This window comes from Corynebacterium sp. HS2168-gen11, from assembly GCF_024834075.1.
Lineage (GTDB): Bacteria > Actinomycetota > Actinomycetes > Mycobacteriales > Mycobacteriaceae > Corynebacterium.
In genome coordinates, this window is sequence record NZ_JANUXR010000015.1 from 1 (window position 1) to 15,028 (window position 15,028).

General features: G+C 47.4%; 6 protein-coding genes and 1 pseudogene. All 7 read right to left on the reverse strand.

Annotated elements, in window-relative coordinates; translation table 11 throughout:
- A pseudogene (locus NXS99_RS09035) lies at window positions 1-6,778 on the reverse strand (Ig-like domain-containing protein); the annotation flags it as partial.
- Window positions 6,779-7,100: 322 nt separating this feature from the next.
- The gene (locus tag NXS99_RS09040; RefSeq protein ID WP_259288351.1) at window positions 7,101-7,475 is read right to left on the reverse strand and encodes a hypothetical protein; all 375 of its coding nucleotides are present in this window, start codon (window positions 7,473-7,475) and stop codon (window positions 7,101-7,103) included.
- Between the two features lie 81 nt (window positions 7,476-7,556).
- Window positions 7,557-8,369 carry a 3'-5' exonuclease gene (locus NXS99_RS09045; protein ID WP_259288352.1) on the reverse strand — a complete coding sequence of 271 codons (813 nt, stop codon included), beginning with the start codon at window positions 8,367-8,369 and terminating at the stop codon, window positions 7,557-7,559.
- A 205-nt stretch (window positions 8,370-8,574) separates the two neighbouring features.
- On the reverse strand, window positions 8,575-8,805 hold the full coding sequence (locus NXS99_RS09210) for a DUF3644 domain-containing protein (RefSeq protein ID WP_396124853.1): 231 nt from the start codon (window positions 8,803-8,805) through the stop codon (window positions 8,575-8,577).
- Window positions 8,806-9,632: 827 nt separating this feature from the next.
- Window positions 9,633-12,626, reverse strand: coding sequence for a DEAD/DEAH box helicase family protein (locus NXS99_RS09050; RefSeq protein ID WP_310593311.1), 2,994 nt, complete (start codon window positions 12,624-12,626; stop codon window positions 9,633-9,635).
- Complete coding sequence (locus NXS99_RS09055) at window positions 12,614-14,569, reverse strand: site-specific DNA-methyltransferase (protein ID WP_259288353.1); 1,956 nt, start codon at window positions 14,567-14,569, stop codon at window positions 12,614-12,616. The genes NXS99_RS09050 and NXS99_RS09055 overlap by 13 nt, the downstream gene beginning before the upstream one ends.
- A gap of 280 nt (window positions 14,570-14,849) precedes the next feature.
- Window positions 14,850-15,028: integrase core domain-containing protein (locus tag NXS99_RS09060; RefSeq protein ID WP_259288355.1), on the reverse strand; the 179-nt coding region annotated here is incomplete at its 5' end.

Genomic DNA, 15,028 nt, shown 5'->3' on the forward strand with positions numbered 1-15,028 from the left:
CTTCGCCCTTACCACCAACATTTACTGGAGTAGGAGTCTTAGTGAAACCATCCTCAGGAGTAAAGGTTACCTTGCCGTCAGGATCAATCGTCCAAACACCCTCACCAGGAACCTTCAGCTCCTTCTTAGGATCAGCAGTTGGATCCTTCGGATCAACAAAACCAATGCTCTCAGGAACCACACCAGGAATATCCTTGAAAGGATCATCCGTAGTCACAGGCTCGCCAGGCTCACCAGTCTTTTCCTGCGAAGGAATCACAGGAACCACAACTGGAGTATACGTAGCCTTATACAGCTGACCATTGTCATCATTTGCGAGAACCTCAACAGGAGTTGGCGTACCAACAAACTCATCTTCAGGATCAAAGGTCACAACACCATTAGCATCAACCGTGTACGTACCCTGACCAGGAATCTTAACCTTACCCTCAGCGTCTGCACCAACAAGCTTGAATACCTTATCGGTACCCGTCAAACCTGGGAACATCTCAGCAGGAGTCTTACCTTCATCCGCTGGGACTGTGCCAGTAGCAGCGTCCTTATCAGCAGAAGTCTGATTAGCACCCTTGTCACCATAGGTCTTTGCATTTTCACCAGCGACAGCCGTATCAGGATCTGCGAACGGATCCTTTACAGGAATCACTTCAGGTGTGTAGGTCGCAGCATACGTACCAGTGACAGCACCATCCACAGAAACTGTCAACGTCACAGTTGCAGGATCAGCAGTGCCAACAAAACCCTTCTCAGGAGTAAAGGTTACAACGCCTTTACCATTGATCGTGTATTCACCTTGTGCAGGATTACCACCGGAAACTGTGAATGCAACCTTCTTGCCAGCTTCCTTAATAGCAGCAAGCTTCGGGAACATCTCTTCAGGAGTCTTACCCTCATCAGCAGGAACATTTGCGGTAGCAGCATCCTTGTCAGAAGACTTCTGTGGCGTATCAACCAAACCGAAGGTCTTTGCATCTTCACCAGCAGCAGGCTTGTCAGTAACAGTAATTGTTACCGTACCAGGCTTGACAGGAATATCGCCTTCGCCCTTGCCACCGACATTTACTGGAGTAGGAGTCTTGGTGAAACCATCCTCAGGAGTAAAGGTTACCTTACCTTCAGGAGTGATCGTCCAGACACCCTCACCAGGAACCTTCAGCTCCTTCTTAGGATCAGCGGTTGGATCCTTCGGATCAACAAAACCAATGCTCTCAGGATCCACACCAGGAATACCCTTGAAAGGATCATCCGTAGTTACAGGCTCGCCAGGCTCGCCGGTCTTTTCCTGCGAAGGAATCACAGGAACCACAACTGGAGTATACGTAGCCTTATACAGCACGCCATCAGAATCATTTGCAAGCACTACAACCGGAGTTGGCGTACCAACAAACTCATCTTCAGGATCAAAGGTCACAACACCATCAGCATCAACCGTGTACGTACCCTGACCAGGAATCTTAACCTTACCCTCAGCGTCTGCACCAACAAGCTTGAATACCTTATCGGTACCCGTCAAACCTGGGAACATCTCAGCAGGAGTCTTACCTTCATCCGCTGGGACTGTGCCAGTAGCAGCGTCCTTATCAGCAGAAGTCTGATTAGCACCCTTGTCGCCATAGGTCTTCGCATCTACACCGGCAGTCGCGTTATCAACATCCGCAAACGGATCCTTTGGACGTACTACCTCAGGTGTATACATTGCAGTATAGGTACCAACTACAGCGTCACCCTTCTTCACCAGCAACGTCACAGTTGCAGGATCAGCCACGCCAACAAAACCCTTCTCAGGCGTAAAGGTCACAACACCATCAGCATCAACCTTGTACTCGCCCTGACCAGGAATAACAACCTTACCATCAGCGTCAGCACCAACAAGCTTAAATTCCTTGGTCTTATCAGCAGCAAGCGTCTCTACTACTGGGAACATTTCTGCAGGAGTCTTACCCTCATCAGCAGGAACATCGTCAGTAGCAGTGTGCTTGTCAGAAGACTTCTGTGGCTTGTTGATCAAACCAAAGGTCTTGGAATCCACGCCAGCAGCAGGCTTATCAGCAACAGTGACAGTCAATGTGCCAGGAACAGCCTCAACACCATCACTTGACTCACCAAAATACTCAACAGGAGTTGGAGCCTTGGTGAAACCAGGTTCTGGTTCAAAGGTTACGGTGCCAGTAGCAGGATCAACGCTCCACTTACCTTCACCTGGAACAATCTTTTCAAGTTCAGGATTGGTTGAGTCACCACCGAAACGCAGGGTCTTTGGATCAACACCAGTTGCAGGATCAAACGGCAACTCAACAGGCTGACCAGGCTCACCAGCAACAGTTACATCTTCAAGCGCAGGCTTGACAATTGCCTGATAGGAACCCTCAAGCACACCAGCAGCAGTTGTTGCAACAACAGTTACAACATCAGCCTTACCCACAAACTTATCATCTGGGGTAAAGGTCACAACACCATTAGCACCAACCTGATAGGTTGCAGTAGCAGTGACACCAGGAGCAATCTCACGAGTAACTTCAAGTGGCTCATTTGCATTAACGGTCTTATCACCAATCTTCAACGAGAAGACAGGGCTGACCGCACCAGCAAACATTTCACCTGGCAGCAATGGATGATCATCAGCATCAGCATCGGTAGAATGCTGAACTTTACCCTTAACATCGATGGTGTCAGCATGCTTTGCTGCAACATAATCAACATGGATCGTCGCAGGCGCAGCAACCTTCGTACCATCCGGTGCGGTTGCAACATACTTCACATCGGTGACAGGACCAGCGAACGTATCATTTTCAGGGGTGAACTTGAATGCACCATCGACGACGCTCCAAGTACCTTCACCAGGAACAACTAAGTCACCATCAACAGGCTGACCAGTCTTAGGATCCACAAGCTTCAGCGAAGCAGGATCAATGCCCTTATCAGTCACATCTACTGGAATGGTGACAGGTTTACCAGCGGTACCCTGAGCAGAAAGATTTTCTACAACAGGAACAACCAACGGAGCATAGGTTGCGACATAATCCTTGCCACCGGAAGTTGCCGTGATCTCAACTGGAGCAACTTGACCTGCAAAACCAACCTTTGGTGTGAAGGTCACAACACCATTGTCTGCAATCTTAAACGTACCAGCAGGATTACCCTGAGCATCGACAGCATCGGTGGTAGCCAACGCATACGTTGGAGCTTCAACACCAGGGAACATCTCACTTGGGAGCTTACCCTGATCAGCAACTTCCTTATCGGTGTTCTCGAAGAACTTCATTGCATCTTGATCAGAGGACTTTTGCTCTACACCAATCAAGCCGACAGTCGTTGCGTTCTTCGCACCTGCGTACTTCACGGTGACAGTGCCTTCAGACTTACCAACTACACCAGTCACAGCATCCTTGGTATCACCAATGTACTTCACTGGAGCAGGCGTAAGCTTGCCACTTGCCTTGAATTCATCGGAAGGAGTGAACGTGATTTCACCATTCGCTGGGTTCACGGTCCATACGCCTTCGCCATCAACGGTGAGTGTTTCAACACGATTGCCATCAGCGTCGACAAGCTTCACGGAAGCAGGGTCGATGTCCTTGTTCTTTGGATCAAGCTCAACCGTTACAGGCTGCTCGAGCTCGCCGGTCTTGGTAAGATCAGCAAGCTTTGGAACCACAACTGGCTGGTATTCAGCAGTTACAACGCCACCAGCAGCAGTCGTCAGCTCTACACCAGCAGGAGTTGGTGTGCCTGCGAAATTATCTTCAGGGGTGAAGGTGACCTTGCCGGACTTTTCGTCGATAGAATACTTGCCCTGACCAGCGACGGTAACCGTGCCATCGTCAGCAGCATCCTTCAACGTATAGGTTGCACCATTGAGATCATGGCCTGGGAACATCTCAGCAGCGGTCTTACCAGCATCAAGCTTGTCGCCGACAGGAGAGGTCTTTTCATCGGAAGACTGTGGTGTACCCTGCAACGCAACGGTTTCAGCCTTCTTCACACCGGCATACTTCACGGTCACGGTGCCTTCAGAAAGGCCCTTTTCACCGTTGACGCCATCTTTGGTGTTGCCGATGTACTTCACTGGAGCAGGTGCGAGCTTACCGCTTGCCTTGAAATCATCGTTAGGAGTGAACTTGATTGAGCCGTCAGCTTCAACAGACCAGACACCATCATCGGTGGTCAAAGGACCATCAACAGGATTGCCGTCAGCATCAACAAGCTTCACGGTAGTAGGATCGATGTCCTTGTTCTTTGGATCAAGCGGAACAGTCACAGGCTGCTCGAGCTCGCCAGTCTTGGAAATATCTTCCAACTTCGGAACCACAACAGGCTGGTATTCAGCAGTTGCCTGCGCAGCACCATCGCGGGTGAGTTCAACCTCGACAGGATCAGGCGTACCAGCGAAATTGTCCTCAGGGGTGAAGGTGACCTTGCCGGACTTTTCATCGATGGAATACTTGCCCTTGCCAGCAACGGTAACCGTGCCATCAGCAGCAGCGTTCTTCAACGCATAGGTTGCACCATTGAGATCATGGCCTGGGAACATCTCAGCAGCGGTCTTACCAGCATCAGTCTGAGTTCCAACAGGAGAGGTCTTTTCATCGGAAGACTGTGGTGTACCCTGCAACGCAACGGTCGCAGCTTTCTTTACACCGGCATAGGTGACGGTCACGGTGCCTTCGGAAAGACCCTTTTCGCCGTTGACGCCATCTTTGGTGTTGCCGATGTACTTCACTGGGGTTGGGTTACCCTCGAAGCCAGCAGCTGGCGTGAACTTGATCGAACCGTCTGGCTCCACAGACCATTCACCTTGACCATCAACAGTCAATGGACCGGTCACTGGATCGCCAGTAGCAGGATCGACAAGCTTAACAGTCGCAGGATCAATGTCCTTGTTCTTTGGATCAAGCGCAACAGTGACAGGCTGAGAAATTTCGCCAGCCTTAGCAAGATCTTCCAGCTTAGGAACCACAACTGGATGGTATTCAGCAGTCGCCTTGACGCCATCAGCAGTCGTAACTTCCACAACAGCTGGCTCAGCATTACCCGCAAAATCAGCATTCGGGGTAAACGTTACCTTGCCGGAAGTTTCATCAATGGTATAGGTGCCATTGGCAGTTGGAGCCGTCTTTAATGCATAGGTTGCACCATTGAGGTTACGCTTCGGGAACATCTCAGCAGCGGTCTTACCTGCATCGGTAAGAGCACCAACTGGTGAATCCTTCTCATCGGAAGACTGTGGCACGCCTTGCAACGCAACGGTGCGCGCAGCAGTCGGATCAATTGGCTTGACGACGGTGACGGCCTCGGATTGGTTGTTCTGTTGGTTAACGTCAACTTCGTTACCGGAAACAACAGCTTTGTTCACAATGTTGACATCTGCATTTGCGAACAGTTGAGGATCAATATCACCCACGAAGGTGTAAACATCAACGTCATCGCCTGCCAAGATCACGGCAGGGTTGCGCAGCTGGTTGGTTGAAGTCGTGGTAATACGTGACTGCAACGCACCATTTGGACCTTCGGTTGCAACGATCTCATAGTTAGGCTCGACGCGCTTGATCAAGATTTGATCGTCTGTAATGTCAATGGACTTTGCATCTGGGAGGTTCACCAGCTGTGGCTCACCCTTGAGCTTCACAGAGCCAGGAACGATGTAGTCAGGAATGATGTCTTTAAGAACATAACCGCGGTTTGCAGAACCGCCAACGCGACGAACCTTCACGGTCCATTCCAACTGCTGACCGCGTTCAGCAACTGCCTCATTCACAGTCTTTTTGACTTCGAGGTCAGATGCAGTGTGGTCAACATCGATACGCTGCTGACCAGTATTTACGAAAGTGCCCTTATCTGGATCGCGCTCAACTACTTTGGTTGGGAGCAATTCAAATTCAATGTCTTGGACCCAACCAGGGATACGGTAACCCATACCAGTACCCCAACCGTTGAATCCTTCTACGCCGCCACCAGCAGTACGAGACTGAAGGAAGTCGCCGCTTGCGTCAGAAGGAGCAACTGGGAAATCATCACGCATCAAAATATCAAGACCAGCGTCAGATTTCGCTGCATATGAGCGGTGATCATATCCACCAAGGTGGAACTTCACATCACGTGGATCATTATTCTTGTTGTACGCTGTTCCATCAATCTTGGTGATACGGAAATCATGGAACGTGCGATAGAAGAACTGGCCGTCTTTCAGAGCTTCGACCGTGGCGCCACCGGAGAGCTGGCTGAAGTTCACAATTGGTTGCCATACTGGCTCATTAAAGTGAATGCGGCCCTTAATAGGGGACTTACAGTGAATAACATCGCCGACTGCTGGAACCTTTTGCTCCAGGTTTTCGGTAGCACAGTTATCCTGATCTGCGTAGTGAGGAACGTTTCCATTATTGGAATAGATAAGCCACTTTGCGCCGCGATCATCATGACCACCTGAATAGGTATCATTTAGGAACGTACCGACCTGCTGGCCTGCATCATTTGGCAAAAACTCGATCGTGAAGTCACGATGAGTGTCTGCAAAGTAGTTCTCAGGAGCACTCTGATCACCCTGAGTGATATTAGCTTTCGGGTGGCCCTTGACTACGGTAGGTGATACCCAGGTGAGCTCACTGTTCGTAGATCCAAAGTTCTGGCCATTTTCTTCAGTTGCATCAGGCGTGACAACAACGCTACCCGGAATGAGGGCGTTTGCAGCTGGTGTCACCATGCCTGACATCATTGCCGTAGCGCTTACTACAGCCACAGTTGGAGTGAAAATATTTTTCATCCAATTGTTCTTATTTTTAGACATTTAGTTTCCTAACTCTTGCGAAACCATTTTCAAGAAGCGCCAGTTTCGCACAATTTATATTGCAAAATAAAACCATAGCATCGAAACTTAAGATTTTTAATCTTTAGCACCCAAGATGGCTGTGGAGGGATTTTCATACCACGAATAAGCAAACGACTTTTTAGCAAAACGTTATTGAAAATATGCAGGTAATAGCGTTATCTATGGAAAAAACAGCGTTCCTTATTTTTAATAATTTTCATTTACCCCCTCCCCCCCCCTGAAGTCGAGCGGTGTCGAAAATGCTGAATTTCCTTAAAAGCAGTAACGTTTTCCAATAGTTTCAGCCGGAACTGACCATCCCATCACCCCATCCAGAGTTGTAGCCGTTTTCATTAACACACTCCAGTGATGCAGCAACAAACGCGATCTTTACGGCATAAAACTTTGCACTCGCGGCAATAATATGCGCGGTAACAGGGCAGTAACAGCGCGGTAACAGCGCACGGCGGCTCAAAACATAGGCCGAGTTTGGCGAGCAGGGGAGCAGTGCATGTGCGCGCAACCCGGCGCCGCGAAACGCTGTCCAACCTGAAGCTGCCCAGCGCCTAGACGTGCCGTTCAGAGCCGCATCCTCAACGCCACACCTCCCGATGCCAATTTCCTTAATAGGGTCCAGGCGCGCCATAAGCGTAGCGACGCCGCCAATCAACCTCATCGTCTCATGGCGGCGTCGCTGGCAGCTGGCGTTAGCGATCTTTCGGCAGGAATTCGCTTTGCGTTCCTACCGTCGTAATCATTAAGGCATCTCGGGCACGTGATGCTGCCACATACAGCAATGCACGTTTCTGAGGAGTCCTTCTCGTAAATCATTACCTTGCGCTCCGGCAAGCACATACCGTTGTGGCACAGCATCTTTCGAGACTCCCATGAGTACCACATAATTAAACTCCAGACCTTTAGCGTTGTGCATAGTTAATACTCGCACTTTGGTATCATCTGCAGCTTTCACAGTTGCATGTTGCGTGACATCAATGTCGTGGCTTTCCATGCCAGCGATGATTTGATTCACGAGATGCTTTGAGCGCACCAAAATGCCAATACGCGCCGCTGGATTTTCTTTTCGCCATTTACGTATTTGCTCGGCTACCTTCACAACTTCTTCATATTGAGTTTCTGCTCGAAGCACAATTAGAACCGGTCCTGTACGCAACGAAGTGAAGTATGATGCCAAGAAAATGCTTATGACACCAAACTGTTCAGTATTGCTAATTCGCCCACCTTCGAGCATGGTTTTTGCCCAGAATCTCGCCATATGTCTCTTCTGTGTCCAGTGCGTTCGCCATCCTCTCCAATAATTTTGGCGTGTACACAAATTGCTCAAATGCTGGGGAGTATAGGCAAAAATTTTCAGACTTAGGCAAGGCCATTTTGTCTCCGGGTCTGGCTGGACCGATTTCCTATTTTTCCTAAGTTTGATGAAGTCATTAAGGGCGAATTTAAACCGAATACGTTCTTCCACTTTCATGGAGATCACTTTCGGCAGCATCTCATCACCGTGAACGACGTTGCGAAACTTCTCGGCAATAATAACACTGCCTTCTTTACCCATAAACTCAAGTTTTCCTCTTCACTTAAGTCGTTAAGATTAATGAAAGTTAAAGCCACGTCTGCTTCGGTTTTAGGACCCTTCACTGGTATCAGTGCTAAACGATAAAAAAATTTTCATCACTGAAAATTTCCTTTGGTAGACTTTCCATAAACTCTGTGATGTAATTTAGAGTCGCCTGAGGTATACCCCGTCGCTTCTCCATCATCTAATCGTATTCAGCCGGCTGTAGCGCGTGGATAAAAATTGGAATTTTAAGATCGCTCCCGAGCGTAAACTCAGCTCCAAATCGTCGAATCAGTTCTTCCTCGTAGTTAATAATGCATGCGTGTGCTTCTGGAGCAGTGACTTCCAGTAAGCAATCTTCAAAATTATGTTCACTCCTGTTGCGTAATTTGTTTGACAACAGTAGCTTAAGTTTAAGTGATCGTGGAAACACCGCACTCAAATTAAGGTGTTTCTATGGATTCGCGTTGGAAACCAAACGACGAAACGGATATACCTGTTTGCCTCTTTGCGTAACGTACGTTTAACGATCTTGACGCCGCGCACGGCAAGGTCGTCGTTACTCACTCAACTAGGATTATCAACATAACGTTTTTTGAATATACCAAGCAAATAAAAAATAATCCTAGGCAAACACACTAACCAGATTATAGAGTCCATCGAGCCGGTGCTACATCGGCGATGCCGTGAGCATGATCGTTTTGGTCACCACATGGCAAATACGGGAAATTCGCAGCGATTTTGTCTGCTTCGTTCAGTCTAACCGCAGCTGATGGACTTCATCACACAACACAAGATCCATGACGGACCATCTCGTGGTTTAAGAATTAGCAAACTCGTAAGAAAAGATCATGATCGAATCCTCTGTACCAAGTCCAGTCCGCTCATCAATATTCGACTGATCGAACAGTGCAAGGGAGAGAGAACAAACTTCTCATCGAATTCCTGTTTCCACCACTGTCGAAGCAAGAATGGAGAAATGATCAAGATGGACGGTTGCGTTGTTCCCAATATTGGCTAAGCCGATATCTGCTTCGATCGTTTTACCCAGCCTCACTTTATCAGCCAAATTTATCCTGTTCGTAAACGGAGGCTGTAAAGCGAGCAAGGCAACATCAATTTAATATGATGCTGGATCAAGTGTACTGAACAACAAACCGGCAAGCTTTCCAACGTGATCAGAAGCATATGAGCAGTTCAGTTCGTGAATATAAAACTTGGCTTAGTAGTCACTGAAACGTCGCAATGTGTATCTTCCTTCTAGATTTCCCAACGGTCAGGAGCACTCACCGCGTAGTTGATCCCGATAGCTTCGAAGTGCTTGATCGCGGCGGCAATCTTCGCATTTTCGGACGGACGACGTTTCATCGGATCGTGGCTCGATTTCGTTTCCCGCACCAGATACAAGCGCTCGATGCCGTCTTCAATCTTGATGATCGCCCAGTCCGGATTGTAGTCACCAACAGGTGTAGGGATACGGAACTTGTCAGGCAGTTTCATAAACAACTTAATGTCTTCACGCCCATCTAGGTACTGAGCGAACTGTCGTTCTACCGCTGAATCTAGCACAAGGTAGTCAAAGTCAGTTTTTTCCTTGTTGGTCACCTTGTATAGCTGATCAATGAACCGATCCTTTTCAAGCAGCCCGTCGGCTTGGAGCTCACGAAGCTCATAGATACTGCCCCCGATAGGTTCATATTGAATTCCTTCAATGAGGGTGTGGGCAAGCTCGGTCTCAATACGCTCAGTAATCATCTTGATGAAATCATTCGGGTTAGTAAGAAATTCATCAATTCGATCAGAGCCAAGCAAGATATCGACGATCGTCTTCCTCGTCAGCGAAGTAGTTTCTTGAAGCTGACTGATAATGTCCGGCAACGGGTATGAATCCGTTAACACCACCGAACGCGAACCAAGTTCTGCGTTTTTCGAGCCTCCGCGGGTAATCTCAAGCCCAGTTCGAGTCACCTGGATACGGATCGGATCAATAGGCGGGGCTTGCTTGATACTTGCAATGCTACGCTGGATGAGGTCAACGCGATCAAGTGAAACCCTATAGGATGTACGGGCGGTGATTTTCTCCCAAAATTCTTCAAACTCCGAGGTAGCATAGACCTGCTTATTCAAAGTCCGAGTCACACGCTTACGTTTAGGCTTAACCAAGGCTTCAATCTTGCATCCATCAACGATGCGAATGACTTCATCTTCATAACCTGCGAATTCGTTAGGTAGTCCAATAGTAAAACCAAGCTGATCTGGAACCCACGTTCCCAACACTTCACCGACCGCATTAATATAGCCACGCTCAAATAGGCAATCCCAGATCTGTCCAGAACGTTTCGTTCCGAGCCGAGATTCTTTACCATCTTCGTCAACAACAGGTAGAGCCGCAAACTCGGTCTTGCGAACAAAACCGATCGCCACACCAGCAGCCTTATACTCATCTTGCAATGCGGCAGCAAACGCCTTGTATGACTCATTAGCAACCACCGTCAGCTGGGCTGTAGAGCCATCCTTGATACGCTCACCATTCTGATCAACCGGCAAACGCAAACCACGACCAATTGTCTGTCGCCGTTCCGTCTCAGATACCATGTCGCGCAGCGTACAAATTTGGAACACGTTTGGGTTATCCCACCCCTCACGAAGTGCCGAATGCGAGAAGATAAATCGGATCGGCTCGTTGATATCTAATAGGCGCTCCTTGTCCTTCATAATCAGCTCATAGGCATCATCGTCAGCTTTCGTCTTACCTGACGAGTCTTTGAACGTGATCTGAGCATTCTTACCTTTACCTCGCTTCATTTGAGCAAAATAACCGGAACGGGCTTCTACCGGATCGGCGGGTAAAAACATGTGTGAGGCTTCGTTCTTCGCACGTTCTTCAACATAGATTGCGTCGAAAGCTTGAGCGAACGGCCCGTCCGCATCAAGATTATTGATACCCTCGCCAAGATAAGAGACGACCTTGTCGATGAAAAACAACGACAACACCTTAATACCACGCTCGTGAACCTGGGTTTCTTTACGGATATGTTCCCGGATGGTCTCGCGTATCATCTCACGGAATACCGCGTCCTGGTTTCCGCCGATTTCTTCGCCCACGCGCAGATACCCATAATTCATAAGTTCAATCTGCTCAGGGTTAATACTAATTTCGTTGATCCGCCAGTTACCCTGATAAGCAGGATTTCCGCCTGAGAGACGTTCTAAATCAGCGCCTTGTGTAGCATTCACCTTGCGCTTGACGTATGAGCCGTCCTTCTTGCGGCAAATTAATTCCAAGCTCGCTTTGAAACTAGGGTCACGTTTGACCTCAAGAAGCTTCACATACGGTTTTGCAGCGCTACCTAGTTCGAGAGCATCTGAGACAACGATCTTCTTCACCAGCTCAAGGCGGTGAGCATCAAGAGGATCAAGCCGGTAAACCACGTTACGAGTGGTGCGGTGAGTCGCCGAATACCGCAGCGTACACAGGGGATTCAGATCAGCTACAGCAGACTGTGCAAGCATGGATTCCATGTTTTGTGGCTCATCCATAATTACAATCGGCCTTGTCGCCTGCAAGTAATCTAACGGTCGTAAACCAGAAAGGTTGTCACGTTGCTGATGAATGATACGAGTATTCTTGTCTCCACGAATCGAATCAATCGTCATCACCATGAACTGCAACGAGGTGGCAGTAGCGAAATCACGTACCTGCTCAGCACGTTCACCCGAATAGACTATGGCATCCATATTGATTTGCGGATAAAGGTGCCGAAAATGCTCTCGCATCAGATCAATACTGGTCTTCAAACCTTCTCGGATAGCGACTGAAGGTACAAGAATGATGAACTTGTTGAAGTGGTACTTCGCTGCAAGTTCAAACGCGGTACGTAGGTAGACATACGTCTTACCTGTTCCGGTTTCCATCTCAATATCGAACTGCAGTCCGTCAACAAGACCTTCACTAATATCCAGGCCATTTCGGTCCTGAATACGACGCAGATTGTTAAGGATCGCATCTTCATCCAGAACGAGATTATTGCCATATACTCCGAGCTGAACCACAACGTCAAGCATGTCATTGTCAGAACCGGAAAACTCTAAAGAGTGGCGCGCATTGAAATACTCAAGCTTAGTTAGAAGCTGATCAGCATCGGCAGGTTGCTGATCGAACAAGTCCGTGACCGCTTCAATTGCACTGATCTGGTAAGGCTGATGTGAATCAAATTGAAAACGCATCCTACAACCTCGCTCTACTTCGTCCACAAATCAACATTGTAACGGCGACACTCCTGTACCAGATTGGTCTTTAGCTCATCGTCACCCGCAAAAATGTCCTCTAAGATAACCAAACGCTCTGGTTCTCGCGCGACTATCTCCCGCAATTGATCCAACGTGGGAGTGGTGTGCGAATCCAGATAAGCAAGAACAAGCCCATCAGCCACACTAAACACGGAGAGACCGGAAATCTTGATTGTCTCTATTTTTTCCGACAAGGAGAAAGCAAGCTCTAACAATATCTCAGTAAGCAGGGCCTCTAAACGAGCATCATCGTTTGTTGACGCAGTTAGGTTCTCAAACAACCCAACCAATTCTTCTCCTGAAAAATTTGAATCAGCCTTCCACTTTGCAAAATTTGTACCTGAGAGCTTGTACGCGCGGAAACCAACATCCAAAGGAATCGTTCGTCCATCCAACTTACTAGCTTCATCTTCGAGAATCTGCATACTCGCACGACGGATACGTTCACGTGAAATGTCAGCGATAGTCTTAAACCCTGCTTCTCTAGCAGCCGACTCTTTCGGCGTAGGTTCGGGCAACTGTACTGAAATACAACGACGATTTCCACCATCTGTAGCATTTAACTTCATCACAGCATGTGCGGTGGTACCTGACCCCGCGAAGAAATCAAGAATCAGTCCTTCTTTATCATTGTGTTTTGTCAAGACCCATTGCAACATTTCGATAGATTTAGGATAATCAAAATATTTACCCCCGAGCAGGTCTGCAACTAGTTGACTTCCACTTTTTCTAGTATCAAATTTCTTCAGCGTAGTATCTTTAACCAGGCCAGTAGCTCGATTCTTATGGTAAATGGCTAACTTTCCTTCACGATTACGCTTAATTACGAGTTCAGATTTGTATTCCTCAAGAAATCGTGACGATGTCCAATTCCAAGGATACTGAATTCCATTGCGAATACCTGGGCGAATTGGTTCGAATCCTGCGCGAACAAGCTCTTGATCAACATCACCAAACGTATCTGTATCTCGATCGTACTCATCACGAACGATTGCATCTCCAGACTGTTCGTTGTAGTAAATCGTATAACCACGATTTCGATTGGCGCTCAATGGGGAATTGATTGAATCAAACGAGTTTGTGATTGCATACAAACCGCGTGAGTCACTGAACTTATATTTTTTGTCGTCAATTTCGGTTTGAATATCTGAGTTCAGAGCACTAGCAGACTGGCGAACATACATCAACATATACTCATGTTGTTGTTTGAAAGTCAGACTTTGATTTGCCCCCTGCGCGGTCTTGTCAATAATAAATGTACTGACATAGGAATTCTCACCAAAGATTTCATCGCACATTTCACGAAGTCTTGCTTGTTCTGAATCATCAATTGAAATGCAAATTACACCATCTTCAGCCAATAGATTGCGTGCAATCTTTAAACGTGGATACATCATGTTCAACCAGTTTGAATGAAATCGACCTGTTGACTCAGAATTGGTAGAGATTTTTCGCCCTTCAGAAGTTTGGCCGGTTATCTCAAAATAGTTTCCGATAGAATCGGAATAATCGTCGGCATAGATAAAATCGTTACCCGTGTTATAAGGAGGATCGATGTAAATTATCTTAATCTTTCCATAATAGTGTTTTTGTAAAATCTTAAGCACTTCAAGATTGTCGCCTTCGATGAATACATTCTGAGTAGTGTCCCAATTCAGCGAGTTTTCTTTATCTGGAGCCAACGTTGCTGTGGGTAACGCCATTACGCTGCGCATCGCTTGTGTTTTGCCTGGCCAGGTAAGGCCAAAGCGCTCACGACTTTCTTCAATATCGGGGCTGATGATCATTTTGAGAGTATCAAAATCGATTTTGCCGTCGGTAATGATTTCTGGCAAAATTTCTGCAAGCTTAACTGCAGCTTCTGTTTTAAAATCTGATCTGGTACTTGGATCTTCAGATTCAATCATTATATTGCTCCGTTAATTGTAAAAAATTGTATTGTCAGTGACACTACATACTATTCTGAATAGTCTGTATACTACCGTGTTTGAGCTTCTCTCACTCACTCTTGCCTTATTTATGTGTGTTTTCTTTTCTGAAGTATTTATTCATGGCCTGCGAGATTTACTTCAGTACACGCTAAAATACCGTGTCAGTTAGACCATTCGTGCCAACAGCACATTACTTGACAACGTCGAAGGATCAATACTAATTGAACCAACCCCCAAAAGTTGGACTGGTGTAATTCTAAGCGACTTTGTTCCCAAGGGCCTGATTCCGATATTGCATCGAAGTCAGACCCTTGAAACGCTGTTGTAAACGTTCGTAGTTGTACCACACGATGTAGTCGTCAACGGCTTGAGAAAACTGCTCAACGCTGGCGTAGTGTTCACCATGATACATTTCAGTTTTACAATGACCGAAGA

Bases quoted from the DNA above. Each gene is read 5' to 3' on its own strand.
- NXS99_RS09040 (WP_259288351.1), bottom strand. From the start codon at position 7,475: ATGAGGTTGATTGGCGGCGTCGCTACGCTTATGGCGCGCCTGGACCCT.
- NXS99_RS09045 (WP_259288352.1), bottom strand. From the start codon at position 8,369: ATGGGTAAAGAAGGCAGTGTTATTATTGCCGAGAAGTTTCGCAACGTC.
- NXS99_RS09055 (WP_259288353.1), bottom strand. From the start codon at position 14,569: ATGATTGAATCTGAAGATCCAAGTACCAGATCAGATTTTAAAACAGAA.